At 72.3% G+C, this 23,614-nt stretch carries 14 protein-coding genes; 6 read left to right on the top strand and 8 right to left on the bottom strand.

Translation table 11 applies throughout. The features are described from left to right. Nucleotides 1-2 precede the first annotated feature (2 nt). The 4 genes from OHA86_RS10755 to glgX all read right to left on the bottom strand — a co-directional run bounded on the left by OHA86_RS10755 (nucleotide 3) and on the right by glgX (nucleotide 8,693). Nucleotides 3-668, bottom strand: coding sequence for a hypothetical protein (locus OHA86_RS10755; protein WP_329174487.1), 666 nt, complete (start codon nucleotides 666-668; stop codon nucleotides 3-5). Continuing rightward, a complete protein-coding gene (locus OHA86_RS10750) occupies nucleotides 668-991 on the bottom strand; it encodes a hypothetical protein (protein WP_329174486.1) in 324 nt (107 codons plus the stop codon). The genes OHA86_RS10755 and OHA86_RS10750 overlap by 1 nt, the downstream gene beginning before the upstream one ends. Beyond that, nucleotides 978-6,149, bottom strand: coding sequence for an HD domain-containing protein (locus tag OHA86_RS10745; RefSeq protein ID WP_329174484.1), 5,172 nt, complete (start codon nucleotides 6,147-6,149; stop codon nucleotides 978-980). The genes OHA86_RS10750 and OHA86_RS10745 overlap by 14 nt, the downstream gene beginning before the upstream one ends. 135 nt (nucleotides 6,150-6,284) lie before the next feature. Continuing rightward, on the bottom strand, nucleotides 6,285-8,693 hold the full coding sequence (gene glgX, locus OHA86_RS10740) for a glycogen debranching protein GlgX (protein WP_329174482.1): 2,409 nt from the start codon (nucleotides 8,691-8,693) through the stop codon (nucleotides 6,285-6,287). A gap of 211 nt (nucleotides 8,694-8,904) precedes the next feature. On the opposite strand from glgX, the gene OHA86_RS10735 reads away from it, so the two are divergent. The 5 genes from OHA86_RS10735 (at nucleotide 8,905) to OHA86_RS10715 (ending at nucleotide 14,607) form a co-directional block, all read left to right on the top strand. Further along, nucleotides 8,905-10,101, top strand: a complete 1,197-nt coding sequence (locus OHA86_RS10735; protein WP_329174481.1) for a L,D-transpeptidase — start codon at nucleotides 8,905-8,907, stop codon at nucleotides 10,099-10,101. A 440-nt stretch (nucleotides 10,102-10,541) separates the two neighbouring features. Next, on the top strand, nucleotides 10,542-11,789 hold the full coding sequence (locus tag OHA86_RS10730; RefSeq protein WP_329174479.1) for a L,D-transpeptidase: 1,248 nt from the start codon (nucleotides 10,542-10,544) through the stop codon (nucleotides 11,787-11,789). A gap of 57 nt (nucleotides 11,790-11,846) precedes the next feature. Continuing rightward, nucleotides 11,847-12,614 carry an enoyl-CoA hydratase/isomerase family protein gene (locus tag OHA86_RS10725; protein WP_329174478.1) on the top strand — a complete coding sequence of 256 codons (768 nt, stop codon included), beginning with the start codon at nucleotides 11,847-11,849 and terminating at the stop codon, nucleotides 12,612-12,614. Nucleotides 12,615-12,902: 288 nt separating this feature from the next. Beyond that, nucleotides 12,903-13,412, top strand: a complete 510-nt coding sequence (locus tag OHA86_RS10720) for an ATP-binding protein (protein ID WP_329174477.1) — start codon at nucleotides 12,903-12,905, stop codon at nucleotides 13,410-13,412. 469 nt (nucleotides 13,413-13,881) lie between these two features. Then, the gene (locus OHA86_RS10715; RefSeq protein ID WP_329174475.1) at nucleotides 13,882-14,607 is read left to right on the top strand and encodes a hypothetical protein; all 726 of its coding nucleotides are present in this window, start codon (nucleotides 13,882-13,884) and stop codon (nucleotides 14,605-14,607) included. Here OHA86_RS10715 and OHA86_RS10710 read toward each other — a convergent pair. The 3 genes from OHA86_RS10710 to OHA86_RS10700 form a co-directional block, all read right to left on the bottom strand. Beyond that, nucleotides 14,513-15,964 carry a discoidin domain-containing protein gene (locus OHA86_RS10710; RefSeq protein ID WP_329174474.1) on the bottom strand — a complete coding sequence of 484 codons (1,452 nt, stop codon included), beginning with the start codon at nucleotides 15,962-15,964 and terminating at the stop codon, nucleotides 14,513-14,515. The two genes, OHA86_RS10715 and OHA86_RS10710, sit on opposite strands and share 95 nt — an antisense overlap. Nucleotides 15,965-16,214: 250 nt before the next feature. Continuing rightward, nucleotides 16,215-18,602, bottom strand: a complete 2,388-nt coding sequence (locus OHA86_RS10705; protein ID WP_329174473.1) for an endonuclease/exonuclease/phosphatase family protein — start codon at nucleotides 18,600-18,602, stop codon at nucleotides 16,215-16,217. A gap of 380 nt (nucleotides 18,603-18,982) precedes the next feature. Next, nucleotides 18,983-19,657: a TetR/AcrR family transcriptional regulator gene (locus tag OHA86_RS10700; RefSeq protein WP_329174472.1), complete on the bottom strand. Its 675-nt coding sequence runs from the start codon at nucleotides 19,655-19,657 to the stop codon at nucleotides 18,983-18,985. Between the two features lie 137 nt (nucleotides 19,658-19,794). Here OHA86_RS10700 and OHA86_RS10695 point away from each other — a divergent pair, with 137 nt between their 5' ends. Further along, nucleotides 19,795-21,219: an MFS transporter gene (locus OHA86_RS10695; RefSeq protein ID WP_329174470.1), complete on the top strand. Its 1,425-nt coding sequence runs from the start codon at nucleotides 19,795-19,797 to the stop codon at nucleotides 21,217-21,219. An 86-nt stretch (nucleotides 21,220-21,305) separates the two neighbouring features. On the opposite strand, the gene OHA86_RS10690 is transcribed toward OHA86_RS10695, so the two are convergent. Further along, entirely contained in the window at nucleotides 21,306-23,582 is a 2,277-nt protein-coding gene (locus OHA86_RS10690; RefSeq protein WP_329174469.1) for a glycoside hydrolase family 3 N-terminal domain-containing protein, read from the bottom strand. Between the last annotated feature and the right edge of the window lie 32 nt (nucleotides 23,583-23,614).

The raw sequence follows: 23,614 nt of genomic DNA, 5'->3' as shown, positions 1-23,614 counted from the left end.
GCTCAGCAGCTGTCCGCGGGGACCGCGCTCACGGCCTGCGTGCCCCAGCTCAGCCGGCGCAGCGTGTCGGGCGCGGCCTGTCCGGCCGCGGCGCCGGCGGCACCTGCGGCGGACGCGACCCGGACGGTGATGCCGGTGCTGTCGAGTTCGACCAGCTCGCCGCACACGCTTCCGTCGCGTGTGTGCACGGTGACGGACCCGGCCGCGCTGTCACCCGCGGGCGCCACCCACGTCAGCATGACCCCCGCGGCCGTGGCCAGCACCCCCGTGACGGCCAGCCACCGGGCCCGGTTGACCAGGCGCCCGATACGCCGGCACTCCGCCGCCTCCCACCGCAGCAGTTGCGTACCGTCGGTGTGCCTGAGGTTCCGGCCCGGCCGGCCGTGCACGGCGGAGGCGGCGGTGAACGCGGACGTCAGCAGGGCCAGCAGCCCGAACGACATCGTGGCCACGACGCCCAGCCGGTAGCCCGGCGTCAGTTCGGCGACGTTCTCCCGGCCCTTGAGCACGAGGACCGCCGCGAGCAGCGCGGTCGCCGTGGCCAGGAAGTTGCGCCATCCCTCGGCCTGGTGGCGGGCGATCTCCAGCTGCGACTGGAGCATGTCGTACACCCGCTGCTGCGCCCGCAGCCGCAGTGTGCGGTCCATCGGACCCGGGGGCGTGGCCATCAGGGTGTCCCCTGCGGCGGAAGCCGTACCGTCCACCAGGCACCGCAGCCGGAGAACTCATCGACATTGCTTGGATGCGTGATCGGGCAGCGGCAGTCCATTGTCCACTCACCGGGGCCGTCGTCCTGCGACCGCCGCCACGGCAGGCCCTTGGAGACAGTGCCGGGGACGACGTCGACCAGCGAGAAGCTGTTCCGGGCGTGGCAGACCGGGCAGGTGCCGGTGAACACCAGGAAGCCGGCGCCGTCCGTATGACGGCGCAGATCGCCAGGCGGTGCGACCTGCTGCTCCCGGTACGCCACGGTGTCGTCATGGTCGGGCATGAGCGCTCCTCCCGTCCTCGGGGGCCGGTTCGGCCGGTTCGGCTGGTTCCGCTGGTTCCGCTGGTTCCGCCGGTGGCAGCCGGAAGCCGAAGAGCGGCGCGTAGCAGGCGAGCCGGTCGCGGACCTCGACGACCTCCAACCCGGTCTCCTCCGCCGCCAGCCGGACATGGTCGTCGGTCACCTCGCCGGAGAGGGCCGGCTCGCTGCCGGTGAGCCGCCGGCTGAGGATGATCACGTCCCGCCAGTCGGGTTCGCAGTCGTCGTCGGCCGGCTCCTGGCACACGAGGACGAGCCCGAGGGCCGTGTACGGGGTGAGTGCCCGGAAGGTCGACCGCAGCCCGCGGCCCAGCCGTACGGCGGTCACGGTGAGGGCGAGCGGGGTGACCGTGCCCCCGCGCAGGGGTTCGTACCTCAGCAGGTTCTGGACGACCGGATCGGGCTTGGTCTGCTCCCTGCCTGTCCCGCCATCGGGGATGTCGGGGAGCCGCGGGCCGCCGAGCGGTTCGTAGGCGCGCAGCCGGGACGCGGCGGTGGTGGCGTCGATCTCGCAGTCGTCGGCGTACCGGAGGATCTCCAGCAGCGTGACCTGCGGCAGCCAGCTGTTCCTCGCGTCCACGCACAGCGCCTTGAACACGGAGAGATCCGGTTGCAGACCGCGGCACTCGTCGGGAACGCTCGCCACCTCGATGCCGTAGGGCTCGGCCTCGGCGCGCGCGGAGTCGGCCGCCGCGCCGACGCTGATGCGGTGGTGCGCGGCCAACGTCAGGAGGAAGGCGGTGTCCACCCGGTTCGAGGAGACGTCGAAGGTGGCGCCGAAGCTCCAGCTCGTCCCGTACGAGGTCAGGTGCCAGGAGGTTTTCACGAGGAGTGTCGGGCGGTCCTCCGGCACGCTCTCCAGCCATCTGCGGACCGCGTCGGGGGCGCTCGCGTCCACCACGCCCGCCTCGGCGAGGGCACTGACCCCCCGCACTTCGTCGTCCACCCCGGCGTGCCGCTGCACGCCGGACAGCGCACGCAGGACCGTCCAGGTGCTGAGCGGCCGACCGGTCGGCTCGTCCTCCGCGCCGAAACGGGCCCACCACGGGGCGGCTTTCACGGACAGGAGCGATGCGTGACGGACGTCGTCCAGGGCCAGCCCCAGACCGACGCGCTCGGCGGTCCCTCGGACCGCTCCGGCGGTGGTGGCCACATCGGCGTCACCGCGCTCCGCCGACATGACGACCAGTCCGAGGATGTCGAGCGGCCTGTTGAGGCGACGGGACGGCCCGTCCGACGTCCCGAAGCCCAGGGCTTCCACGTCGTCGTCCGAGAGATGCGCTTCCTCGAAGCTGCCGGTCACCTGGTAGCCGAACCGCGCGTAACGCCGCGCGACCTCCACGACGTCCGACACCTCCGCACCCATGACATTCGCGACGTAGGCCGCGATGGACGGCGTCACCACACGGGGGAGCCCGTCCAGAGCGGTCAGTTCGCCGTTCAGGATCTCGTAGTCGGACTGCGTCGGAATGCGCTGAGCGAGGTCCCCTGGATCCGGCGGCTCCGGAAGACCGGGGTCGAAGATCCTGAGCGTTCCCACGAGTTCCGCCATCTCTCCGATCGTCCGGTGCTCCCGTGCGGCGGTGAGGAGCAGGGGAGCGTGAACCGGCGGTGCGATGCCTTCCCTCGCCGGGAAGATGTACTGATCGGTGTATTCCGTGTACAGATCCACCAGGATCGGGTCGCCCGTCACGCCGTCGAGTCCGCGGAGGTCGTCGGTCGCCGGAACGCAGATACCCGCGACGGCGTACCGGCGCAGCACCCGTACTGCCGTGCGCAGGGTGTGTCCGCTCTCGGCGGCGGCCCGGAGCGCCGCTGCCGCCGGGGTCCAGCGTCTGCGCGCCCAATGGAACAGAAGTGTGTCCAGTGCCGTGGGACGGGGAAAACCCTTCGGGAAGCCGATGGCGGCTTCGGGTACCCGACCCTGTCGCACCAGCTGTGACCGCCAGTCACGGAAGAACTCCAGGCCCGTCCCCTCCGGCTCGTCGCGGCCGCTCAGGTAGTCACTGCTGTCGAGGGGAAGACAGCCGAGCGTGGCAAGGGCGTGGAGGCTTCGCACCGAACGATCGCCTGTGCCGTACCAGCTCTCCACCGCGACGGTGGCCTGGGCGGACAGCAGGCGCTCGACCACTGTTTCGGCCAGCCGCGGATCGTCCCCGGCGAGTTCCCACAACCACGTGAGCGGAATCGGGTCCCACCGCGTCAACTCGTCGATGACGGCGCAGAGGTCCTGGTAGACCGTGTCCTCGGCGAAATCGATCAGCTGGTTGCGGCTGGCGCTGAGGACGGGCTTGTGCCGGTGACGCAGATTGATGACGTAACCACGGGGCCGCGCGGACCCTCCCACGACGATGCCGTCCACGAGCCGTGCGCCCAGGTTCTGTACCCACCAGATGCCCCGCGAGGGGTCCTGCCGGGCCATCGCGGGCAGGGTGTCGTCGGCCCGCAGCACGTCGGGGGCCCACCTGAGGGGCTCGGTCCGGCTGTCGATCTGCTCGTCGACGACGATGGCCACAGGGCTGTGCCAGACCTGGCGGCTGAGGAAGTCGATGACCGACGGGGGCTCCGCGCTGAACTCGGGGCGCAGATAGAGCCGGACGCGGGTGCCGACCTCCCCGTCGTCATGCGTGGTGATGTGCATGAGCCCGGAATCGGCCACGACGTCCACGCGGTGTCCCGGGCCACCGGCCCCCTGGCCGGTGACACCGGCCGGCCGGGTGACGACCCGGATCTCCTCGGCGAGCATGAAGTAGCTGAAGACCCCGATGCCGAAACGGCTGTTCAGCTCGGGCACGACACCCTTGCGGCGCCAGCGGCGGAGTTCCCGTACCCGGGCGGGGGACTGCTCATTGCGGCGGCCGGCGCGGGCGAAGAGGTCGCTCAGCTCCTCGGCGGTCATGCCGATGCCGTCGTCCTTGCACTCGACGTAGAGCCGGTTGTCCTCCGGGTCCCGGCCGACGGTGAAAGTGACCGTGTAGTCGGCCAGTTCGCTGACGCCGGGACGGTCGCTCCCGCCTCCGCCGTCGAGCGCGGCGTACTGCTGCCGCGCCTGGCGGCGCCGGCACGCGTCGAGCGCGTTCTGGTACAGCTCGCGGATGGCGAGCTTGTGGTCACCGTAGAGCTGGGTGCCCATGATGAGGGGCTTGACGCCGTCCTCGGCAAGCTGGAAACGCGGCGGCGGTGCCTCGTAGTAGCTGTCGTCCGCCGGCTCCAGGGCGTCGGTGTTGATGTGCTTGGGCAGCGCGGAGAGCAGGTCCTCGTCGGGCTGGGCCTTGTACACGTTCCGCGCGGCGGCGCCTGCGGCGTCGGCCTGGCGCTCCAGCGCCACGTGCAGGGCGGCGCTTCTGCACTCGGCGTCCAGCGTCCAGTCGGCGGGACCGGTCGGCGCCACCTCGCGGGACGCGGCCGGGCGGCCGTGGTCGACGGGGCGGAACTCGCTGTCGCCGACCTGGGCCACCACGTCCCCCGGCTCCACCTTGTGGTGTGCCACTCCCAGGTGGTCCACGACGATGCCGTCGAGCAACCGGGCGTCGATCGCGAGGAGTTCGGCCATGTACAGCAGCTCCGCCAGCGGTTTCGGCCGCCAGAACCTGCTGTGGTCGCTCATGCCCAGCAGCCGTGCGAGCCTGGTCTGCCAGCTCTCACCGCTCGGCGCGGTGTCCGCCGGGCGGGTGCGCATCTGCGAGACCACCTGGAAGACCGCCGAGCGCAGCCGGTCGCGGCTGCGCGGGGCGGGCCGCGAGCCCAACCCCGCGGCATACGCGGCGGCGTCGGTCAGCCGGTCGATGACGCCCGGCAGGCTGTCCAGGGCGCCGAGGGAATGCCCGGTGCCGGCGGGCGGCTCCCGCAGCTGGTCCCAGAGCTGGTCCCAGCCGGCCAGCAGCCGGTGGCGCAGCCACTGCTCGGCGGCCACCGCGGGAGCGTGGGCGCCGGCGTTCAGCAGCCTGACGCGTTTGGCCTCGATCTGGCCGAAGGCCCTGCGGACGTCCACCATGTCGTCCGCGAGATGCCGCCGCGCGTCACCGCCGCCCCGGCCGGCCGAATCCCCGTCGTCCGCGCCCGGCCCCTGCGGCGGGTACAGCTCCGCGAGCGCCCGGCGGCCGCACGCGACGGCCGCCTCCCGGACGAAGGGCGTCGCCAGCAGCGTGACCACTTCCAGCGCGCTGAGCCGCCCCACAGGGGCGGCCGGCACGAGGCGGTTGAGCTGCCGGATGACGCGTCCTGGGTAGGAGGGGTCGTCCCAGGGGTCCTGGCCCGCTTTGTTCTCCCGGTTGGCATCCCGACGGATGGCGAGGACCTTCTCGATCAGCTGGCTGAGCAGGTCCTTCAGCCGTCCGGTGTCCACCGTGCCGTCGGCGATCCTGTCCCACAGCACCGCGTCGTGCACGGCCTCGGTCCACGGCTCCGCGCCGGGTCCCGACCCGCAGATCTCCCGCGTTGCGTGCTGGACCGGGGGTCCGCCGGTGGCATTGCCGAGCCACCAGTCGTGGACGTGGCTGAGGTGCCCGTGATAGCCGGCGATCTGCCGGGTGCGCCGCCGCACGCTGCCGATCACCTGTTCGACGGTGCGCGGCGGCGAGTCGTCGCCCAGCGCCTCGGCGAGCGCGCGGCCCAGGAAGCTTCCCGTACTCGTCCCCATGGCCCGCTGCCCGGGGGCGCACGCGTAGACCAGGACGACGTTCTCCCGCGAACGGGAGGACGTCGGCAGCCTCGGCGGCGTCCCGAACTCTGCGGCGGCCACCTCGTCACGGCACGAGTCGAGGCACATCATCACGGTCGCCTCGGTGGTCAGCTTGCCGAAGAGCACGTCCGGCGCCACCGGGACGAGGCTGAGCACACCGGCGGCGGGGTCGGCGTCGCTGGGCACCAGGTATTCGACGCCGTCGAAGCGCACGCCGTGGCCGGAGAAGTAGACGAGGCCGAAGTCACCGTCCTGGCAGCGGGCCAGGAAGGTGTTGAGCGCCGAGTAGATACCGGGCCCGGTCGTCTGCTTCGCGGAGTCCACGACCGTCACGTCGCACTCCGCGTATCCGGAGCTGAGCAGCGCGTCCCTGATCAGCGCGGTGTCCTCGCCGACCAGCTCCAGGTCGCTCCGCACGGCGATCAGAAGTGCCCGTAACACGCTCACTTCGGAGCAGCCCCCCGTCTCCCGGCCTGTCACGCGACCCTATGGCAGTGCGCTGTCGGCTGGAGCGGCAGTATGGCAGAGCGCCCCGCGCCCTCGCCGAGCGCGGGCGGCGGAGCGGCCCCGCGTGCCTCAGTTTCCCGACTCCGCCCCGTCCCGCACCGCCCGGTAGAGCCGGACCGAGCGCGCGCCGACCCGGATCGCCGCGCCCGCCGGGGCGGGCGGGGCCGGGGGCGGGGCCGACTGGGACTCGGCGGTGGTGTCGAGCAGCAGCTCGTACGACGTGCCCCACGGCATGCCCGGCAGGGTGAAGGCGACCGGGCGGTGGTCGGCGTGCACGATCAGCAGGAAGCTGTCGTCCACCACCGGCTCGCCCCGGGCGTCCCGGTGCGCGATGTCGGCGCCCGACAGGTACATCCCCAGCGTCGCGGACAGCGCGAACCACTGCTCGTCGGTCAGCTCCTGCCCGTCCGCGCCGAACCACGCCACATCGCGCAGCCCCTCGGGCGCGGACGCCAGCCCGGAGAAGAAGCCGCCGCTGCGCAGCACCGGATGCGCCCGGCGCAGCGCGATCAGCCGGGCGGCCAGATCGCGCAGCGCGGCCCAGCCCGGCTCCGCCAGCAGCGACCAGTCCACCCAGCTGGTCTCGTTGTCCTGGCAGTACGCGTTGTTGTTGCCGCCCTGCGTGCGGCCCATCTCGTCGCCCGCGACCAGCATCGGCACCCCGGTCGACAGCAGCAGCGTGGACAGCAGGTTGCGCGACTGGCGGCGGCGCAGCGCCTCGACGGCCGGGTCCGCGGTGGGTCCCTCGGCCCCGCAGTTCCAGGACCTGTTGTCGTCGGTGCCGTCCCTGCCGTCCTCGCCGTTGGCCGCGTTGTGCTTGCGCTGGTGGCTCACCAGGTCGCGCAGGGTGAAACCGTCGTGCGCGGTCACGAAGTTCACGGACGCGTACGGGCGCCGGCCGCCCCAGTCGTAGAGGTCGCTCGACCCGGACAGCCGGTAGCCGAGGTCGCGCACGTCGGAGGTGGCGCCGCGCCAGAAGTCCCTGACGGTGTCGCGGTAGCGGTCGTTCCACTCGGTCCACAGCGGCGGGAAGGCGCCCACCTGGTAGCCGCCCGCGCCGACGTCCCACGGCTCGGCGATCAGCTTGACCCGGCGCAGGACCGGGTCCTGGGCGATCACCGCGAGGAAGGGCGAGAGCATGTCGACGTCGTGCATCGAGCGGGCCAGCGCCGCCGCGAGGTCGAAGCGGAAGCCGTCGACGCCCATCTCGGTCACCCAGTAGCGCAGCGAGTCGGTGATCAGCCGCAGCACGTGCGGCTGGGTGACGGCCAGGGTGTTGCCGCAGCCGGTGTAGTCGGCGTAGCCGCGCGGGTCGTCGCCGAGCCGGTAGTAGGTGCGGTTGTCGATGCCGCGCAGCGACAGCGTGGGACCGCCCTGGCCGCCCTCCGCGGTGTGGTTGTAGACCACGTCGAGGATCACCTCGATGCCGGCCGCGTGCAGTGCCCGCACCATCCGCTTGAACTCGCCCACCTGCTGGCCGCCCGAGCCGCTGGCACTGTAGGCGGCGTGCGGGGCGAAGTAGCCGATCGAGTTGTAGCCCCAGTAGTTGCGCAGGCCCCGCCGCTCCAGGTGGTCCTCGTGCGCGAACTGGTGCACCGGCAGCAGTTCGACGGCCGTCACCCCGAGGCCGGTCAGATGCGCGATCGCCGCCGGGTGCGCGAGCCCGGCGTACGTGCCGCGCAGCTCAGGGGGGATGCCGGGATGGCGCTGGGTGAAGCCGCGCACGTGCAGCTCGTAGATCACCGTGTCGGCCCAGGGGGTCTTCGGGCGGTGGTCGTCCACCCAGTCGTCATCGTCGTCCACCACCACGCCCTTGGGTACGAAGGGCGCCGAGTCCCGGTCGTCGCGCACGGTGTCGGCGACCGACCGCTCCGGCCAGTCCCGGGCGTGCCCGTAGACCTCGGGGACCAGCTCGAAGTCGCCGTCCACCGCCCGTGCGTACGGGTCGAGCAGCAGCTTCGCCGGATTCCACCGGGCGCCCGTCCACGGGTCCCAGCGCCCGTCGACCCGGTAGCCGTACCGCTGGCCCGGCTGCACACCCGGTACGAAGCCGTGCCACACCTCGTGCGTCAGCTCGGTCAGCGGCGCGCGGGTCTCGGTGCCGTCGGGGGCGAACAGGCACACCTCGACGGCTTCCGCGCCGCCCGCCCACAGCGCGAAGTTGGTGCCGGTACGCCCGCCGGGTCCGGTGTGGAAGCGGGCGCCGAGCGGCTGCGGCGACCCGGGCCACACCTTGGCCTGCCGCGGCGCGGAGCGCGGGCGGCGGCCGGTGGTGACCTGGGCGGTACGCGGCGGCGGGGGAGCGGCGAGGGTGCCGGCCGCGCTGCCGGAGGCGCTGCCGGGCGCGCGGCGGCCGTCGCCGTCCGGGCCGCGGCCGTCCTCGACGGCGACGTCGCCGGCCGGCTCCGGTGCCGCGGCAGGCAGCGGGGGGCGGCCCTGCGCCCGCCCGGATATGCCGAACTGGCGTGTCTCCGACACGTGTTTCCTCCCACGGCTCGGACACGGCTGTGGCGTCGCCTGGGCGTCCCGTGCCCGGCGGCCCGCCGTGTCCCTGCCCCTTTCCTTCCCACCTGGGGGCCCGGTTTCACCACCGGCGGGCGGCTGCCCTGCGCGGATACCCGGCGGATACGCGCCGCGTGGCGCGTTTCCCCGGCGGCGGTGGCGTCGTTGACGGGACGTGAGGAATGCAGTGAGGCGCGCGGTGCGCGCGGGTACGGGTGCGGTGCTGTGCGCGTTGGTGATCGCCGGCTGCGGTACGGGAGCCACCGGCGGCGGTCCCGACGGCAAACCGGCGGACCGGGCCGGGTCCCGGCTCTCCCGGGCGGTGATCACGGTCGCGCCCGGCGACGGCGCCAAGGACGTCGCCGCCGAGGGCGCGCTCGGCGTGACCGTCGAGGACGGCACCCTCACCGAGGTCACCGCGAAGGCCGCGGACGGCACACCGGTGGCGGGGGCGCTGGCCGCGGACGGGCGCAGCTGGCGGCCCGCCGGGCGGCTCTCGCTGGCCACGCAGTACACGGTGGACGCCCTCGCGGTCGACCCGCAGGGCCGCGCGGCGGCCCGGCACGCCGTCTTCACCACCGTGGTGCCGCAGCACACCGTGATCGGCTTCTTCACACCCGAGGACGGCGCCACCGTCGGCGACGGCATGATCGTGTCCCTGCGCTTCAGCCGCCCGATCGCCGACCGGGCCGCGGTCGAAAGGGCCGTCACCGTCGGCGCGGAGCCCGCCGCGGCCGTCGTCGGCCACTGGTTCGGCGACCAGCGGCTCGACCTGCGCCCGGCCGACTACTGGCAGCCCGGCAGCCGGGTCACCCTGCGGCTGCGGCTGCGGGACGTGGAGGCCGCGCCCGGCGTCTACGGCACCCAGTCCAAGGACGTGCACTTCACCATCGGCCGCGACCAGCGCTCCACGGTCGACGCCGCGACGCACACCATGACCGTGCGCCGCGGCGGCCGGGTCGTCCGCAGCCTCGACGTCTCCGCCGGCGCCCCGGGCCACACCACGTACAACGGCGTCATGGTGATCGCCGAGAAGTTCGCGGTGACCCGGATGGACAGCAGGACCGTCGGCTTCGGCGGCGAGTACGACATCCCCGACGTGCCGCACGCGATGCGGCTGACCCGCTCGGGCACTTTCATCCACGGCAACTACTGGGCCGCGCCCTCGGTCTTCGGCAACAGCAACACCAGCCACGGCTGCATCGGCCTGCTGGACGCCAAGGGCGGCGGTGCCGACACCCCGGCCGGCTGGTTCTTCGACCACTCGATGGTCGGCGACCCGATCCGGGTCGTCAACTCCCACGACACGACGGTCGCCGCCGACAACGGCATGAGCGGCTGGAACCTGACCTGGCCGCAGTGGACCGCCGGTTCGGCGCTGTAACCCCCGGAATCGCCGTTCCTCACCTGTGAACTTCCGACAGATGGAACCGAATCACTCCGTCGTGCGTCGATCTTGACAACCACGTGTCCGGCGCCGCGACCTCCTGCGGTGCCGGCGGACACGGTTGTACGACTGCACGACAGCAAGGAGTGACGCACATGTCCTGCTCGAACCCCGACTGCCGGAAGATGGCGTGCAGTACCGAGCCGAGGCCCCGCCCGTCCCAGCCGGGCGGGCCGCGCAAGGGCTGATACGTCCGGGTGCGTACGGCGGTCAGCACGTCCGTACGACCGGTGCCGGGGCGGCTGGCGCGCGCCGCACCCGGGTACACAGATATCTGGGACGCAATGGTGACATACCCGTGTGCCCGAGCATGCCCAAGGTGTGGTTGTCTAGCGCCATCCCGGGGGAGTCCAGGGCAGTGAGCGCGGGTAGCGGGCATGGGAGAAGCGGAATTGAAGCCGATAGGTGTGGCGCCTGGCGTCAGGAGAAACGTGACGGCGCTCGCGCTCGGCGCGCTGCTGCTGCTCGTGACCGCCTGCAGCGGCGGCGGGAGCGGCGGCGACTCGGCCGGTGACCCCAAGGCGCCGGCCGGCGGTGCGACGGCCACCGCGGACACCGTCGCCTCGACCGCGGTGGTCTCCATCGCGCCCAACGACGGCGCCGACGACGTGGCCACCACCGGCACCCTCAAGGTCGCCGCGACCGGCGGCAAGCTGTCCACCGTCGTGGTCAAGGACGACAAGGGCGGCGCGGTGCCCGGCGAGATCAGCGCCGACGGGCTCGGCTGGACCCCGACCGGCCACCTGAACACCTCGACGCAGTACACGGTGGACGCCACCGCCACGGACCCGGCGGGCCACGAGTCCGACAAGCACTCGACCTTCACCACGGTCACCCCGAAGGACACCTTCGTCGGCTACTTCACGCCGGAGGACGGTTCCACGGTGGGCGTCGGCATGGAGGTCTACCTCAGGTTCAACCGGCCGATCACCGACAAGAAGGCCGTCGAGGACGGCGTCAAGGTGACCGCCTCCCCGTCCGTCCCGGTCGCCGCCCGCTGGAACGGCAGCCAGGAGCTGTACATCCGCCCCGCCGAATACTGGGCGGCCGGCACCAGGGTCACCCTCGATCTGGACCTCAAGGGCGTCGAGGGCGCCCCCGGCGTCTACGGCAAGCAGCAGAAGCAGGTGCACTTCACCATCGGCCGCCGCCAGGTCAGCGTCGTGGACGCGGCGAAGCACTCGATGACCGTCTACCGCGACAACAAGGCGGTCAAGACCATCTCGATCTCCTCGGGCGCACCGGAGCACACCACCTACAACGGCAAGATGGTGATCTCCGAGAAGTACATCACCACCCGGATGAACGGCGACACGGTCGGCTTCGGCGGCGAGTACGACATCAAGGACGTGCCGCACGCGATGCGGCTGACCAACTCGGGCACCTTCATCCACGGCAACTACTGGGCCGCGCCCTCGGTCTTCGGCAAGAGCAACACCAGCCACGGCTGCATCGGCATGCGCGACACCCGCGGCGCCGGTGACGCGAGCACGCCCGCCGCCTGGTTCTACGACAGCTCGCTGGTCGGCGACGTGGTCCAGGTCGTCAACTCCAAGGACAAGACGGTGCAGTGGTACAACGGCCTGAACGGCTGGAACATGCCCTGGAGCCAGTGGAAGGACTGAGCGCGTCCGGCCGCCCGCGGTGCCTGCCCGCGCGGGGTTCGTCGTAGTCTCGCGTGCATGACTGTGACCCTCGAAGTCGACGACGGCGTCGGTACGATCCGGTTGGACCGGCCGCCGATGAACGCCCTGGACAGCGCCACGCAGGACCGCCTCAGGGAGGTCGCCCGGGAGGCCGGGGCGCGGCCCGACGTACGGGCGGTGGTGCTGTGGGGCGGCGAGAAGGTGTTCGCGGCGGGCGCGGACATCCCGGAGATGCAGGCCATGTCGTACGAGGACATGGTCGACCGCTCCCGGCCGCTCCAGGAGGCCTTCACCGAGGTGGCCCTGATCCCCAAGCCGGTGGTGGCCGCGGTGACCGGGTACGCGCTCGGCGGCGGCTGCGAGCTGGCGCTGTGCGCGGACATCAGGATCGCCGCGGAGGACGCCAGGCTGGGCCAGCCGGAGATCCTGCTCGGGCTGATCCCGGGGGCCGGCGGCACCCAGCGGCTGGCCCGGCTGGTCGGCCCGTCCCGCGCCAAGGACCTGATCTTCACCGGGCGGATGGTGGGCGCCGCCGAGGCGCTGGCCATCGGCCTGGTCGACCAGGTGGCGCCGGCGGCCGAGGTGCACTCCCGGGCGCTGGCCTGGGCCGCCCGGCTGGCCCGCGGTCCCGCCTACGCGCTGCGGGCCGCCAAGCAGGCGGTGGACGTCGGCCTCGCGACCGACCTGGAGACCGGTCTGGCCCTCGAACGCACCCTCTTCGCCGGGGTGTTCGCGACCGCGGACCGCGAGACGGGGATGCGCAGCTTCGTCGAGCAGGGTCCCGGCAAGGCCGAATTCCGCTGACCCGGCAGCGGGGCGGGATCCGTACGATTCCCGTACGGACGGTCGAACAGGGGTAGCCCGCAGGTGGCGGCCTTCCTTGAGGCAACCTTGTGAAAGTCTTGAGGGCGTACGGGCCGCCACCGGTCACCGGGATGGCCGGCGTCACCGACGCCGCAGGTGGGAATGGCCGCCATACGATGATTCCTGCCACCGGAATATACCGACACGGCCGGACGGAACGCCTCATTCCCCTTCGTCAATTCACTGGGTTGGCACCCATGGTGCGGCTGGTGCGGCCATGATGAAGTCATGGCGGCCAGCGGAGGATCCGAGCAGCCGCAGCGGGTGACCACACAGACCGCCGCGGGCGCCGCACCGGTATTGGCCGAGGGCGCCGATACGGCCGGTGACGCCGCCGGCGGTGTGCTGGGCCTCGACCCGTCGGCCGCCGAGGTCCATCTGACCTCGCGCCCCGAATCCGCCTCCACCGCCCGCCGGCTGGCGCTGTCGGTGATCCGGATGTGGGGGCTGCCGCAGTACGCCGACACCGTGGAGCTGCTGGTCTCCGAGCTGGTCGGGAACGCCGTGCGGCACACCGGTGCGCGCAGTTTCGGGCTGCGGATGCGGCGGCGGCGCGGCTGGGTGCGGGTCGAGGTGCGCGACCCCTCGCGGGCGCTGCCCTGCCTGCTGCCGGTGCGCGATCTCGACACCAGCGGGCGCGGCCTGTTCCTGGTGGACCGGCTGTCCGACCGCTGGGGCGTCGACCTCCAGCCGCGCGGCAAGACCACCTGGTTCGAACTGCGGGTGCCCGAGCGGTAGTCGCGCCGGACGGCGGGAACGGACCGCGGGCGGAATGCGAAGAGGCCCTTCGCGTCGGGGTAACGACAGCGGGAAGGGCCTCTTCGTGACCGCCGCGAAGCAGGGGGGGTGTGGTCCGCGGCGCCTGTGGAACGGCCATGCACGGGTCGTGCGGCCGTTGACCCGACTGTCGCACGCGGATCGGGGCGGGTCAACCCCGCTTATCGCCTTACATCGGGCATAAGTGACAATCCACCTGGTGATATGCGGGTGATGTGCGCCACTCGCCTTATAAATCACGGGAAATTCTCCTTACAAGCTTCTAATATTCTCATTGGCATGGTGACTCGGGTATGACCCCGAGACGGGAGTGGGGGTAGCCCCAGTCCGTAATGGGGGATGGACCGGATGGGCCGGGGCCGTCCGCTGCGACAGAGTCGTCCATGAGCCGGTCGCCGCCCAGCGACCGCCCCCGACCGAGGAGTTGACCATGGCGGCGCCGACGGCACGCAGCGGACCGGTGGCCGCCTTCGTGCGCTTTGTGATCTGCGGCGGCGGTGTCACCCTGCTGGCGAGCGGTGCGCTGCTGCTGATCGGCCACCGGGTGCCCTTCGCGGTCGCCAACGCCGTGGTCACCGTCGCCTCCACCGTCCTGGCCACCGAGCTGCACGGGCGCTTCACCTTCGGGCGCGGCCGGGCGGGCTGGAGCGACCACGCGGCCGGCGGGCTCACCGTCGCGCTGTCGTACGCCTTCACCACCGGGGCCATGCTCGCCTTCGACGGATTCCACCCGGCCGGCGGTGTGCTGCTGCGGCAGGGCGTCTACCTCGCCGCCTCCGGCCTCGCCGGGGTGGCGCGCTTCCTGCTGCTGCGGCATGTGGTCTTCGCGACCCCGGGTCTTCCCCGGGTTCCCGAGCGGGTACGGCGGCGGGCGGCGACGATGGGGAGTGCCGGACGGCGTGCCGTCCTGTACCCCTCGGGTTCCCGACTGCAGATCGTCCTGGAGCCCTGCCCCCCGTCCCCGGGGCCGCCCCGTCCACCCGCACCGATGACGGGCGGGCCGGACCGGAGTCCGGCCCGCCCGTCAGGCGGGTGCCGCGGTGCTCAGCGGCCGGCGGTGCTCAGCTGCCGAACACCTGGAACTCGTACAGCGAATACCCGTACGCGGTGGCCCGCTGTGTGCCGTAGACCCGTACGTAGCGGCCTGTTCCGGTGACATTGAGCGTCTGGTTGCCGCCGGTGCCCGTGGTCGTGGTGTAGACGGTGTTCCAGGTGGTCCCGTTGGCCGAGGTCTGGATCTGGAAGGCCTTGCCGTAGGCCGCCTCCCAGTTGAGCTTGACCTGGCTGATGGTGTGGCTCGCGCCCAGGTCCACCTGGAGCCACTGCGGGTCGCCGAAGGCGCTGGACCAGCGGGTGCCGGTGTTGCCGTCCACGGCGGCCGAGGCCGGGAAGCCGGCGTTCTCGGTCGAGGACGCGGTGGCCGTCTTCCCCTGCGAGAGGTTGCCGCCGGCGGGCGGCGGGGTGGTGCTGCCCGGGCCCTTGTTGTAGACGGCCACGTAGTCGATGTTCATCTGGCCGCCGGAGACGGTGGCGGCGTTCGGGCCGCCGCCGAAGGCGTCGGGGAAGCCGCCGCCCATCGCCAGGTCGTAGATGATGAAGAACGGGTGGTCCACCGCGTTCGCCCAGGTCGTGGCGTCCACCTGGGTGGAGTTCACGGTGAAGTAGTTGGCGCCGTCCAGGTACCAGCGGATCTGCTCGGGCGAGGTCGAGCGGTCGATCTGCACCGCGTAGGTGTGGTAGCCGGTCTGGCAGCCGGAGCAGGCCCGCTCACCGCTGCCGATGCCGGTGGACTCGTTGCACGGGCCGCCCGGGCTGACCCCGCAGTGCAGGGTGCCGAAGACGGAGCTGCGGGAGTTGATGTCCTCCAGGATGTCGACCTCGCCGGACGTCGGCCAGCCGACGCCGCTGCGCAGCGTCGAGCCGAGCATCCAGAACGCCGGCCAGTAGCCGGCCCCGTTGGCGGTCGTCAGGTTCGGCTGCTGGATCGAGGACTGCATCATCACCACGCCGCCCGCGGGCGCGCCGAAGGACGACGACTGCGTCTCGATCCGGCCCGACGTCCAGCCGGAGCGCGGGTCGGTGCCGCTGTGCAGGGCCTTGAGGACCAGATGGCCGTTGCCGTCCTGGAAGACGTTGGACGTGCTGTTGGTCATCGTCTCGATCTCGCCGGTGCCGAAGCTGCTGCCGGGACCGGTGTCGTACTTCCAGTCGGCGCCGTTCACGCCGGTGTTGGCGCCGCCGCTGAAGTCGTCGCTCCAGGTGGTGGTGAAGCCGGCCGGCGGCGCCGGGATCGCGGCGGGTGCCACGGCCGGTGCGAGCGCCGGCGCCACGGCCGTCGGGGTGGCCGCGCCGCCGGGCGCCGCGGCGACCGCGAGCCCGGTCAGGCTGAGCGCGCCGACGGTGAGGGCGGCGAGCGTCAGCCGCGCCCTGCCGCGCAGCCGGCGCAGGCCGGTGGGGCGGCCTGCCGAGTGCTCCCGCGCCGATGGGGGTGTTGGTGCGTGTCCGCTGGACATGCGTGGTCTCCTGTCCCGATGAGCCCTGTGGGGGGTGCCGAGCGTTCCGCTGGGACGTGCTTGAGAGCGCTCTCTTCGAGCAGGGAGTTTTCTAGTACCTCCCTCATCCGGCGTCAAGGTGTTGCGCAGGATACGCAGGTGAACAGGGTGGCCGGCCGCGGCGGTCGGGGGAAAGCCCTTACCCGCGAAACAGCCGGGCGGGGCGGGTCCGCCGTGGACCCGCCCCGCCCCTGCTGCGTGCGCCTCAGTGCTACGGCTTGACGCGGATCACCTGCGGGTCGTGGTCGCTGGTCTGGTTCGCGAACTCGGAGTTGATGTGCACCACGTCGTAGTCGACGTTCCTGCCGAGCTTCGGGCTGACCAGGATGTGGTCGAGCACCTGCGAATTGCCCTCGTAGACGTAGGAGTAGCGCTCCTTGACCGGCAGCGTGTTGACCAGGTCGGTCAGGACGCTGCCGTTACCGGTCAGGCTCAGCACGGCGGGCGAGAACTGGTAGTCGTTCAGGTCGCCGAGCACCACCACGCCGGCGTTCTTGTCCGCGGTCTCCAGCTGCTGGATGAAGTCGTGCTCCAGGATCGCCTGCCGCACCCGCTGCACCTCCGAGCTGCGCACCGGCGGCTGGAGGTGGCTGTCGATGCCCTGGTCGCCGCCCTTGCTGTTGAAGTGGTTGGCGATCACGAACAGCGTCTTGCCGCGGAAGGTGAACTGGCCGACCAGCGGCTTGCGGCTGCTGTTCCACGCCGGGTCGGCGGGCGCGATCCGGCCGGGGGAGGCGGTCAGCGCGGTCTTGGCGCCGGTGCCGGTGACGCCGACCGGGGTGGTCGAGTCGCCGCCGGGGATGTCGGTGAAGCCGACCCGCAGCGGGTTGAACAGGAAGACCTGCCGGATGTTGCCGCCCGGCTCACCGCCGTCCTTGTCGTTGACCGGGTCGATTTCCCGCCACTGGTAGCGCGGGCCGCCCGCCGCCACGATCGCGTCGGTGAGCTTTTGCAGCGTCTGGTCGGCGGCGACGGTGCCGTCGTCGGTGGCGCCGTTGTTGTCCTGGATCTCCTCCAGGGCCACGATGTCGGGCGAGCGCAGGTTGTGCACCAGGCCCTGGGCGAGCGCGTCGAACTTCGACTGCGGATTGCCCGGCGCCAGGTTCTCCACGTTGTACGTGGCCACGGTCGCCTGGTCCGCCGACGCCTTGCCGGTGACCTCGGGCTGCAGGCCGCCGCTCTTGACGGTGCCCAGGGTGCTCGCCTGGAGCGCGTACGTACCGGCGAACTGGTTGTAGTCCAGCGGGCCGGACGTCGTGCCCTTGAGGGTGTCGCCGACGTTCGCGGTCGGGAAGGGCGAGGTGGCGGTCGGGATCAGCGACTGCACCATCAGGCGGCCCGAGTTGGGCTGGTCGTAGCCGGTGTAGAGGGTGCCGCCGCGCTTGGTCGGGTTCTGCTTGGGCTTGACCGTCACCCACAGCTCCGAGTACGCGTCGCTGGCGCCGACCACCCGCGTGTCGTTGATCTGCACGTTCATGCCTTCGAGCGAGGCGTACAGGTCGAGCGCGTAGTCGGCGGGCCGCAGCGGCAGGTCCTCGATGCTGCCGCCGCCCGCGCTCGGCACGAAGGCGTCGGGGACGCTCTTGTCGTTGAGCACGACGGGCGCCGGCACCGGGTTGCCCGAGGACACCTTGGTCACGGTGGGCTTGGTGATCTCGGTGACCGCCTGCGCGCCGGTGGTGGCGCCGCCCGGGTAGTACTGCGAGACGGTACCCGCGACCGACACGCTGTCGCCGACCACGACGGTCGGGCTGGAGCTGGTGAAGACGAAGATGCCCTCGCTGGTACGGGGGTTGGCGTCCGGGTTCGGGTCCTGCACCCAGAAGCCCCTGGACGAGCCGTAGTCCCGTACGCCGGTGACGATGCCGGTCGCGCCGGTGATCGCCTTGCCCGCGAAGGGCGAATTGCGGGTGTCGCCCTGGATGTCGTGGATCTTCGCCTCGGTGCCGGTGGGCGGCGGCGAGGTGGGCGGGGTGGTCGGCGGGGTGGTGGGCGGCTGGGTCGGGCCGCTGCCGCCGCCGGAGTTCTGCGGGGTGGGCGCGCCCGCGGTGAAGTCCGCCGCGTTGTCGTCGGTGTCGGCAAGGGTCGCGCCGCGGGCGACCGAGTCGCTGTTGCTCGCGCCGGCCGCCGGGCCGCCGCCCTCGCGCACCAGCGCGGTGCCGTAGCCGACCAGGTCCTTGACCCGGGGGTCGGCGGCGCAGTCCGCGGCGGTCAGGCAGGTCAGCGGGTCGGCGCCGGTGACCAGGGCGATCGTGCCCGCGGTGCCGGACATGTTGACGGCGCCGGTCACGTCGGGCGTGGGCAGCGGGCTGGTGCCGCCCGTGCCCGCGGCCTCCTGGACCAGGAACCGGCCGCCGCCGGCCAGCGAGCCGGTGAGCGCGGTGGCCTGCCACTTGGACGACGGGGTCGGCGCCGCCGGCAGGTACTGCACGCTGTAGGTGCTCAGGTCGACCGGCGCGGCACCGGCGTTGGCCAGCTCCACGAAGTCGTTGGTGAAGGTGGCGCCGGAGTTGCCGCCGCCCCCGTAGACCTCGGCGATCAGGGCGTCGGCGGACGGCGCGGCGAAGGCCGCGTGCACGCCCATCCCGGCCACCACCATGGCGCCGGCTATGCCGATCGGCAGGAATCGCTTGCGAAGCCCGGCAGGGCGGGGTCTCGTGGGGCGGGATGTTGCCTCGGCGGCCTCAGAGGGGTGCGACACCGGAGGGGTTCTCCTTCATGGGAGCGGCTGTTGGTGACGGCGCGTCACCCCGGTCGGGGTCGCGCGCGATCCGCCTCAAGATACGCGCGTAGATCCGGTCGCAGAAGGTGTGTTGAGGTTAAATCTGGGTGTTGTGTGTCGTGCCCGCGCCTTACCGGCCGATACGTCCGGTTGCGCAGGGGTGACCCCGTGTCACGTACGCCACTGCTGTCCCGCCCGTGCGGCCCGGTGTGCCGCCGGCCGGCGGGGCCTGTTCCGCGCGGGGGCCGGCCGCCGCGTCAGTGCGCGCCGGCGGCCTCGGCGCGCGCCGCGTCCCTGATGCCGGTGACGATCAGGTCCAGGCCCCGCCCGAAGTACAGCTCCTGGTCGGCGCAGGCCGCCAGCACGTCGGCGGCGGCTACGATGTGCGGGTAGCGGCGCGGGGAGAGGGCCAGCAGGGCGGCGCGCTTGGCGCGTACCGCGTCCTCGTTGGCCTCCGGATCGGGGCCGAGGTCCCGCCCGGGTCCCGCGATGGCCAGGGCGACCAGCGAGCCGAGGATCTGGCTGGCGGTCTCCGCGCTGCGGTCCACCGACATGCCGCCCCGGGTCATCAGCTCCAGCGACCGCTCGGTGAGGTCCAGGCCCGCTTCCGTGGCCACGATGCCGTCGAAGACCAGCACGGCCGCGTTGGGGTGCGGGCGCAGGGCGTCCAGGAAGCCGCTCAGCATGTCCCGCAACTGCTCGTGCCAGGGCCGGTCGTCGGGCTCGGGCAGCGCCGCGCCGGACAGCAGCCGTCCCGCGAGGGCGACCAGCAGGCCCTCCTTGTCGGGGAAGTGCCGGTAGAGGGCCATCGGGGTGACGTCGTGCAGCTGGGCGACCCGGCGGATGGTCACCGCGTCGAGCCCTTCGGCGTCGGCGACGGCCAGGGCGGTGGTGATCAGCTCGTCACGGTTCAAACGCTTCTGAGCCGCCATGGTGTCCGCTCAACCCTTCGCTCGACAGCCCCCGATGTGGTGTACAGCGTACGCATCCCCCTCTTGTTTACAGCGTAAGCAATGCCTGTATGGTGTCGCCGTAAGCATACGCTGTAAACATCCCTTCCGAGGTTGCTATGCGACGCAGTCCCTGGGCCACCCTGACGGTGTTGGCCCTCGCCCAGTTCATCGTGGTGCTCGACGTGACGATCGTGAACGTCGCCCTGCCGCACATCCAGACCGACCTCGGCTTCACCGCCGACGGCCTGCAATGGGTGATCAGCGCCTACACCCTGGTCTTCGGCGGCTTCCTGCTGCTCGGCGGCCGGGCGGCCGACCTGCTCGGCTCGCGCCGGGTGTTCGTCGCCGGCCTCGTCCTGTTCGGCGTCACCTCGCTGGCCGGCGGCCTCGCCGGCTCGCCCGGCCTGCTCATCGCGGCCCGCAGCCTCCAGGGGCTCGGCGGGGCGCTGCTGTCGCCCGCCGCGCTCGGCATCCTCACCGTGACCTTCCCGCACGGCAGGGAGCGCAACATCGCCATGGGCGTCTGGGGCGGCCTGGCCGGCCTCGGCGGCACCCTCGGGGTGGTCGCCGGCGGCTTCCTGGTCGACTCGCTCAGCTGGCGCTGGGTCTTCATCGTCAATGTGCCGATCGTGGCCGCCCTGGTGGTCGCCACCCCGCTGATCGTCCGGCACGTCCCGCCGCACGCCGGCCGCCGCTCCTTCGACGCGCTGGGCGCCGTGCTCGCCACCGGCGGGCTGCTCGGCGTCGTCTACGCCGTGGTGCGGGCCGAGCCGCTGGGCTGGTCCTCGGCCGAGGTCATCGGCTGCCTGGCCGGCGGACTGCTGCTGCTGGCCGCCTTCCTGGTGGTCGAGACGCGCATCAAGGCACCGCTGGTGCCGATGCGGCTGCTCAGGTCGCGCGCCCTGAGCAGCGCGGGCGGCGCCATCGCGCTGACCGGCGCGGCCTTCCTGTCGATGTTCTTCCTGACCGCGATCTTCCTCCAGCAGGTGCGCGGCGACAGCGCGCTGCGCGCCGGGGTGGAGTTCCTGCCGATGGGCGGCGCGGCCATCGCCGCCGCCGTGCTGGCCACCCCGCTGATCACCCGCTTCGGCACCCGGCCCGTGCAGACCGCGGGCACGCTGTTCAGCGTGGCGGGCCTGCTGCTGCTCTCCCGCGCGGACGCCACCGGCTCGTACGCGGGGCAGATCATGCCCGGGATCATCCTCTTCGGGGTCGGCATCATCGCGGTGTCCGTACCGGCCCAGATCGCGGCGGTCGTGGACGTCACCCACACCGACGCGGGCGCCGCGTCCGGAGTCTTCACCGCCTTCCAGCAGGTCGGCGGCGCGGTCGGGCTCGCCGTCGTCACGACCCTGGCCACCTCCCGCACCGCCCACGCGATCGCCACCGGATCGTCGCAGTCCGACGCGCTGGTGGCCGGCTTCCACCGCGGGCTGCTGGTGGCCGCGGCCTTCGCCGCCGGCACCTTCCTGGTCACCCTGCTCTCACCCCGGCTGGCCCCCAGCCCCGACCAGATCGCGGGCGCGGCGGCAGCGGCGTAACGGCTCGCCGGGTGTGCGCCCTTCGTGCCGGTGCCCGGCCCGGCCCCGCATCCGGGGCCGTGCCGGGCACCTCCCCTGACGCGGGGCTACGACGCCGTGCACACCGGGACGGGTGAACCGGGCGTGCCGTTCGCGGTGAAGCCGAAGGAGACCGAGGCGCCGGGGGAGACGGCACCGTTGTAGGGGGCGTTGGTGACCGTGACGGCGGCGCCGCTCTGCGCCAGGGTGCCGTTCCACAGGCTGGTGATCGTCGCGGTCGGCGCCGACCAGCCGACCCGCCAGCCGCCGAGCGCCGACGTACCGGTGTTGGCGACGGTCACGTCCGCCTGGAAGCCGCCGGACCAGGAGTTGGTGACCGTGAGCCGCGCGGTGCAGCCGCCCGAGGCGGGCGGGGTGGTCGGCGGCGGGGTCGTCGGCGGCGGCGTGGTCGGGGGCGGGGTCGTGGGCGGCGGGGTCGTCGGCGGGGGAGTGGTCGGGGGCGGGGTGGTCGGCGGGGTCGTGGTGTACGTCAGCCCGTAGCCGTACGCGAAGAGCGGTGTCTTGCCGTCGCCGACGTTGACCGGCTCCTGCGAGGCGCTCTGCATCCACGACATCGGCAGCTTGCCGGTGGGCGCGTAGTCGCCGAAGAGCACGTCGGAGACGCCGTTGCCCTCGGTGCCCGGCAGCCAGGCCGCCACCAGGGCCTTCCAGTCGGGGAGTTGGGCCGCGATGTCCAGCGGGCGCCCCGACACCAGGACGGTGACCACCGGCACACCGGTGGCCTTGAGCTTGGCCAGGGTGCTCAGGTCGGTCTGGTCCAGGCCCATCGAGCCGGTGCGGTCGCCCTGGCCCTCGGCGTACGGGGTCTCGCCGATCACCGCGACCGCGGCGGCGTACGACCCGTCGATGCCGTCGCCGGTCTTGCTGTAGGTGACCTGCGAGGGGTTGTTCACCGCGGACCTGATGCCCTGGAGGATCGTCGTGCCCGGGGTGATCGCGCCGCTCGACCCCTGCCAGCTGATCGTCCAGCCGCCGCTCTGGTTGCCGATGTCGTCGGCGGACTTCCCGGCCACGAAGACCTTCGCCGACTTGGCCAGCGGCAGCACACCGCCGTCGTTCTTGAGCAGCACCTGCGACTCGCGCACCGCCTGCCGCGCGACGGCCCGGTGCGCGGCGGAGCCGACCGTGGAGGTGTACGAGCGGTCGGTCAACGGGTGCTCGAACAGGCCGAGTTCGAACTTCTTGGTGAGGATCCGCCGGTTGGCGTCGTCGATCCGCGCCGTGGTCACCGCGCCGCTGCTCACATCGCTCCTGAGGTCCGCGACGAAGGACTTGTAGTCGGTCGGCACCATCACCATGTCGATACCGGCGTTGACGGCGGTGGCCACCTCGGCGGCCGTGAAGCCGGTCTTCCCGTCGATCTGGTCGATGCCCGCCCAGTCCGACACCACGAAGCCGGAGAAGCCGAGTTCGCCCTTGAGCAGGTCGGTGATCAGGTAGTGGTTGGAGTGGTCCTTCACGCCGTTCCAGCTGCTGTACGACACCATGACCGAGCCGACCCCGCGGTCCACCGCGGCCTTGAAGGGCGGCAGGTGGATCGCCCGCAGGTCGGCCTCCGACAGGGTCGTGTTGCCCTCGTTGACCCCGCCGTCCGTGCCGCCGTCGCCGATGTAGTGCTTGGCGGTGGCCAGGACGGACGCCGGGCCGCCCAGGGTCTCGCCCTGGAGCCCGGTGATCTCGGTGGTCATCTGCGACGGCAGGTCCGGCGTCTCGCCGAACGACTCGTAGGTGCGCCCCCACCGGTCGTTGCGCGCCACGCACAGGCACGGCGCGAAGTCCCAGTCGATCCCGGTCCCCGACACCTCCTCGGCGGTGACCCGCCCGACCTGCTGCACCAGCGCCGGGTCCCGGGTCGCGCCGAGCCCGATGTCGTGCGGGAAGACGGTGGCGCCGTAGACGTTGTTGTCGCCGTGCACCGCGTCGATGCCGTAGATCATCGGGATGCCCAGCGGTGTGCCCAGCGCGGTCCGCTGGAAGCCGTCGTACATGTCGGCCCAGGCCCCGGCGTTGTTCGTGCTCGGCGCCGAGCCGCCGCCCGAGAGCACCGAGCCGATACGGTACGCCGCCAGGTCCCCGGGCGCGGCGGTCAGCGCGGTCCTGTCGACCTGCGTCATCTGCCCGACCTTCTCGTCGAGCGACATCCGCGCCAGCAGGTCGTCCACCCGCTGCGACACCGGCAGCGACGGGTCCTGGTACGGCAGTCCTGCCGCCCGCGGTGCGGCGGTCGTGGCGGCGGTGGCGTTCACCGCCGCGTTCGTGAGGGAGAGCATCGCGAGGACGGCGCCGACGGCGACACCCGCTCTGCGGAACGTACGTCTGGACATGGGGACTCCGAGTGGGGGGAGGCCGTGGGGGG

This window comes from Streptomyces sp. NBC_01477 (assembly GCF_036227245.1).
GTDB lineage: Bacteria > Actinomycetota > Actinomycetes > Streptomycetales > Streptomycetaceae > Actinacidiphila.
The sequence above is the reverse complement of the archived record's forward strand: the minus strand, read 5'-3'. Positions and strand labels throughout refer to the sequence as shown.

Bases quoted from the DNA above. Each gene is read 5' to 3' on its own strand.
- OHA86_RS10750 (WP_329174486.1), bottom strand. From the start codon at position 991: ATGCCCGACCATGACGACACCGTGGCGTACCGGGAGCAGCAGGTCGCA.
- OHA86_RS10705 (WP_329174473.1), bottom strand. From the start codon at position 18,602: ATGGTGGTGGCCGGGATGGGCGTGCACGCGGCCTTCGCCGCGCCGTCC.
- OHA86_RS10700 (WP_329174472.1), bottom strand. From the start codon at position 19,657: ATGGCGGCTCAGAAGCGTTTGAACCGTGACGAGCTGATCACCACCGCC.
- OHA86_RS10720 (WP_329174477.1), top strand. From the start codon at position 12,903: ATGGCGGCCAGCGGAGGATCCGAGCAGCCGCAGCGGGTGACCACACAG.
- OHA86_RS10710 (WP_329174474.1), bottom strand. From the start codon at position 15,964: ATGTCCAGCGGACACGCACCAACACCCCCATCGGCGCGGGAGCACTCG.
- OHA86_RS10730 (WP_329174479.1), top strand. From the start codon at position 10,542: ATGGGAGAAGCGGAATTGAAGCCGATAGGTGTGGCGCCTGGCGTCAGG.
- OHA86_RS10715 (WP_329174475.1), top strand. From the start codon at position 13,882: ATGGCGGCGCCGACGGCACGCAGCGGACCGGTGGCCGCCTTCGTGCGC.
- OHA86_RS10690 (WP_329174469.1), bottom strand. From the start codon at position 23,582: ATGTCCAGACGTACGTTCCGCAGAGCGGGTGTCGCCGTCGGCGCCGTC.
- OHA86_RS10695 (WP_329174470.1), top strand. From the start codon at position 19,795: ATGCGACGCAGTCCCTGGGCCACCCTGACGGTGTTGGCCCTCGCCCAG.
- OHA86_RS10725 (WP_329174478.1), top strand. From the start codon at position 11,847: ATGACTGTGACCCTCGAAGTCGACGACGGCGTCGGTACGATCCGGTTG.
- OHA86_RS10755 (WP_329174487.1), bottom strand. From the start codon at position 668: ATGGCCACGCCCCCGGGTCCGATGGACCGCACACTGCGGCTGCGGGCG.